The 4,320-nt window shown below is 36.5% G+C and carries 6 protein-coding genes; all 6 read right to left on the bottom strand.

Annotated elements, in window-relative coordinates; translation table 11 throughout:
* Positions 1 to 104: 104 nt before the first annotated feature.
* Entirely contained in the window at positions 105 to 395 is a 291-nt protein-coding gene (locus tag Q0371_RS10370; protein WP_169360173.1) for a DUF2653 family protein, read from the bottom strand.
* Entirely contained in the window at positions 383 to 844 is a 462-nt protein-coding gene (locus Q0371_RS10365) for a hypothetical protein (protein WP_251553602.1), read from the bottom strand. Before Q0371_RS10365 ends, Q0371_RS10370 begins: the two co-directional genes overlap by 13 nt.
* A 100-nt stretch (positions 845 to 944) precedes the next feature.
* Positions 945 to 1,073 (bottom strand): sporulation histidine kinase inhibitor Sda, encoded by a 129-nt coding sequence (locus Q0371_RS10360; RefSeq protein ID WP_169360171.1) that lies wholly within the window; start codon positions 1,071 to 1,073, stop codon positions 945 to 947.
* A gap of 441 nt (positions 1,074 to 1,514) precedes the next feature.
* A complete protein-coding gene (locus Q0371_RS10355) occupies positions 1,515 to 1,655 on the bottom strand; it encodes a hypothetical protein (protein ID WP_298470878.1) in 141 nt (46 codons plus the stop codon).
* A 396-nt stretch (positions 1,656 to 2,051) separates the two neighbouring features.
* The gene (locus tag Q0371_RS10350) at positions 2,052 to 2,387 is read right to left on the bottom strand and encodes a L,D-transpeptidase (protein WP_169360169.1); all 336 of its coding nucleotides are present in this window, start codon (positions 2,385 to 2,387) and stop codon (positions 2,052 to 2,054) included.
* Between the two features lie 189 nt (positions 2,388 to 2,576).
* Positions 2,577 to 4,055 (bottom strand): histidine ammonia-lyase, encoded by a 1,479-nt coding sequence (hutH, locus tag Q0371_RS10345; RefSeq protein WP_298470875.1) that lies wholly within the window; start codon positions 4,053 to 4,055, stop codon positions 2,577 to 2,579.
* Positions 4,056 to 4,320 lie beyond the last annotated feature (265 nt).

The raw sequence follows: 4,320 nt of genomic DNA, 5'->3' as shown, positions 1-4,320 counted from the left end.
CTCTGATTTAAAGATTTCTTTGCATTATAAATCAACCCTACCCTTTAACATAGCCTAAAAAAGTAAGAAAAAAGGTAACGAAGAAAATTCTTCGTTACCTTTTTTTAACTTACAACTGCAATTATTCCTTCTTTTTCATCTAATACAAGCTCTATACCGGTAGAGATAGGATCTAGGTTTAAAAATTCTCTCATTGTTTGGCGTAAAGATTCAATAATGTCTAGAGTACTTAAATTATACTGTTGATTATTTACATATGCCTCAGCGGAAAAACCAGTTTCGTCATCATACATTAACTCTACTTCAACTGCTTCCGGGTTAGCATTTACTTTACGACCAAAGTGAACGCAAATAGCATTAATAATATTTTGTTCCGGTACTACTAGTTTTTCCATGTATGTGGTTCCTCTTTCTTTTTCTTGTCTTTAAAGATGTTGATGATCTTAAGGATAAGAATAACAATTACTGCGATAGCAGCAGCATTAATTAAGAAACCTAATATGGAACCAAGTATACCCATGTTTGCAAAAAGACTACCAAAGAGTAATCCAGCGAGACCACCTATGAAAAGACCTTTCATCAATCCACCAGCCGTAAATCCACCTTTGGAGTTTGTGTTAGATGATTTATTTGTAGCTGTTGTAGAATTATCTTTATCTTTTTGAATATTAGAATTCGTATTGGAATTATTCGTATTGTCATTTGAATTATTATTAGAATTAAAACCTTTTTTTCCTGACTTGTATTTCTTAGCTTCAGCAGTTATATCGTCTTGAAAGACAAAATTGCCCACTGAAGAAAAAACAAGCGTGATAGTAAGTAGTGCGACTAGAATTTTCTTCAAAATTTAAAACCCTCCGTAAAATAGTTATTAGATTAGACTTACAGTATTACCTTATACTATTTACGAAAGAATGGAAAGAAAGTTTCATTTATATAAAAGATTATAGTTCAACTTGAAGAGAGCGACGTTGTATCTCACTTTTCAATAAAGCTAAAAAGTCAGGGCAAAGGTTAAGTTCCTTAGCAGTAAAATATGATTCTAATAATAGATCATCCGACATTTTACTCATTTCATTTCCTCCTAATAGTTAAATGTTCTTATATGTGAAAGGGCTTTAAGATTAAATAATTGTTATTAACATTACTTTACCAAAAAGTACTATTAAGAACAATCGTTCTTTTTATCCACAATATGTGGGTATAAGATGTTAATAAGTTGTTTACATGTTTGTCAAAATCATATTTATCTAGTGTGAATTCTGTGTGTAAACTTATCCACAAAGAATGAAAAAGGCGAATTTTGTCGAAACCTTTTTGGAATAAAAATCATTTTTAACATCTAAGCTGCTCCTTTAACGCATATGTTATATGATAATTTTTTTTCCTACTATCTAATAAATTTTTAGTTTTCTTTTTACTTAATTACACCAAAAAACAAAATATTTCCTTTTATCAATACCCGTTAAAATATGTGCTTAAACATAAAATAATTAAATTTTTTAAAAATTTAATTAAAATTCTTCTTTTTCTTGTTCTTCCTTGTCGTCAACTTGATTGTCATCATGGTCTAAAGCATAATTGGTGTCTCCAAGTAGACCTAAAGAGATGAATGTAGCTGCTCCGATTTTTGCTTTATTTTTTTCAGTAAACATATTTGTTACCTCCGTGCCTTATAGTTTTTCATTAAAGAATTTATCTTAAATAATACATACCTCTGGAAGAAGGAAATAAACATCTAAAATTTAGTTGAAAGCTATTGTATAAAGTAGGATGGGTACGCATCGCCTTATTATTAAAAAATTTATAAAAGGATAAGCAACATAGTGTATAAGATAGAAAAAATTATGAGAAGAAGTGATATTAACTATAAGGTTAGAAAGTAGAAAGAGCGGTTGTATGGAGTTGATCACGAGTTTGGAGAGTGATATATGCAGGTGAAATGGGATACTTGGTGTGGAGAATTTTAAATCTATTCTATAATGTGTAATTTCAGTTATACAGAGGCAATCTAACAAATTTAGAATTATTAGCGAGAGCTATAAGAACCATTACTTGTGGATGTAAACATTTGTCTGCAAAGGTACCTGGGAGGATAATTCTATAACGTCATTGTTGTACATTCTTATACAACCAAGTGATACTTCTTTTCCTATTGAGCTTGGATCGTTTGTCCCGTGTATACCATAATGAGGCTTAGATAATCCCATCCACAATGCCCCATATGGACCTCCTGGATCTACCTCCTTATTTATAATCATATAATTACCTGTTGGAGTAGGGGTTAAGACTTTTCCTACTGCAATAGGGTATGTTTTTAACAGTTTGCTTCCGTCATAAAGCTTCAACTGACGTTTTGTGACTGATACATCAATCCAAAGTGTCAAAAAATCAACTCCCGATATATTATTTCTTATTATATGAGTTGATTCGTAAGATGGATAACCAAAAATGAATGGTTATATACATTATGAAAAAGTGTATAGAGGAAGCAGGGGTTTCCTTGGTGTAGCCTATACACTCCTCCAAGTAGAAGCAAACTGTTAAAACAAAGGAAGAGCGCACTTAAGAGATATTCAAGTCCTCAAATAATTTTGCATTAACTCGATATCCTTGCTAAAGACCCGATCTTCAGTTATGGAGGGAATAAATGTACGGATCTCCTGCCACTTTTTAAGCAGTTTTGGAGCCATCAGCAACTCATTACGATACTCGACTCCTTGTACTGCACAAATAGCCTCGATAGCGATTACCCCACGGGCATTTTGAATGATTTGATAGGCATGTCTAGCCCCAATGGTTCCCATGCTGACATGGTCCTCTTGGTTTCCGGAGGATGGGATAGAGTCGACAGATGCTGGGTGAGCCAGTGTTTTATTTTCAGATACTAAACTAGCGGCAGTGTATTGTAAAATCATTGCTCCTGATTGTAGGCCAGGCTCTGGGCTTAAAAATGGCGGGAGACCAACATTTAATTGTGGGTTCACGAGTCTTTCTACCCGACGTTCGGAAACGTTAGCAAGCTCGGCCATTCCTACCTTTAAGAAATCCATCGCAAAGGCTATTGGTTGACCGTGAAAGTTCCCCCCTGAAACAACTATATTTCCGTCTTCTACGATTAATGGATTATCCGTGGCTGCATTCATTTCTATCTCAAGTTTTTCTTTTACATAGGAAAGCACTTGCCATGTGGCTCCGTGTATTTGAGGTATGCATCTTATGGAATAGGCATCCTGCACTCGCTGTTCCCCTTGTTTAGTGACTAGTTGACTTCCTTCCAACCAGTACAGCATTCGTTTAGCGACGTCTATTTGCTCCAGGTAACCTCGTGCTTCATGGATAGAAGGGTGAAAGGCGTCTGTAATCCCATGGAGGGCTTCCATTGTCATTGCAGCAATCCACTCGCTTTGATACGCAAGAGTCTCAGCTTCTAGCCAGTTAATCACTCCTTGAGCAGTCATTGCCTGAGTTCCATTTATTAAGGCTAACCCTTCCTTAGCTTCAAGTACAATTGGCTGTAGTCCATGTTCACTCCATACATTTGCAGCAGGAACATGCTTGTTAGCTTCCCAAACAAATCCTTCGCCAATTAATACAAGAGCTAAATGTGATAGAGGTGCTAAATCTCCAGATGCACCTAAAGAGCCTTGGGAAGGTATTACAGGATGGATATGGTGGTTTATCATATATGCCAGTCTTTCTAATACCTCGAGTCGTATGCCTGAAAAACCCTTCATCAGAGCATTCAAACGTAGAACGACCATAGCTCTTGAAACTAACTCTTCAAAAGGAGTTCCAACCCCACAAGCATGAGAACGTATCAAATGTAGTTGAAGTGCATGAACATCCTTCTCGTTTATACTTACATCGCTAAATTTTCCAAAGCCCGTATTAATTCCATACACGATTTCTCCGCTACTAACAATTTTCTCTACGGCTCTTCTACTGTTTTGAACAGCTTTTATAGCCTCTCTATCTAATGTTATTTTCTCGTCTTTATAAAGAATGGCTCTCATTTGTTCCAATGTAAGGCCATATCCTTTTAAGTGAATCATATTCTCCACTCCCACTTTTTTTATAGCTTTCATATTGTACCCATTTGCCTGTCGGGTCAGAGATAGGCGCCTGCGCTTTTCTTGGTGTCTAGCTCCGTCGGGGTCAAATGGAAAAAAGCTCCGGTGGCTGAGGAGCTGCCTCCTCGCTTTCCCCATTTGCCTTTCGGGGCAGGAATAGGCGCCTGCGCTTTTCTTGGTGTCTAGCTCCGGCGCCTTGCCCCTCGGGGTCAAATGGATAAAAGCTGCTCCTGCGCAAGCTCGTCGC

Source organism: uncultured Psychrobacillus sp. (assembly GCF_938022135.1).
In the GTDB taxonomy this organism is placed as follows: Bacteria; Bacillota; Bacilli; order Bacillales_A; family Planococcaceae; genus Psychrobacillus.
The sequence above is the reverse complement of the archived record's forward strand: the minus strand, read 5'-3'. Positions and strand labels throughout refer to the sequence as shown.

Bases quoted from the DNA above. Each gene is read 5' to 3' on its own strand.
- Q0371_RS10370 (WP_169360173.1), bottom strand. From the start codon at position 395: ATGGAAAAACTAGTAGTACCGGAACAAAATATTATTAATGCTATTTGC.
- Q0371_RS10360 (WP_169360171.1), bottom strand. From the start codon at position 1,073: ATGAGTAAAATGTCGGATGATCTATTATTAGAATCATATTTTACTGCT.
- Q0371_RS10355 (WP_298470878.1), bottom strand. From the start codon at position 1,655: ATGTTTACTGAAAAAAATAAAGCAAAAATCGGAGCAGCTACATTCATC.
- hutH (WP_298470875.1), bottom strand. From the start codon at position 4,055: ATGATTCACTTAAAAGGATATGGCCTTACATTGGAACAAATGAGAGCC.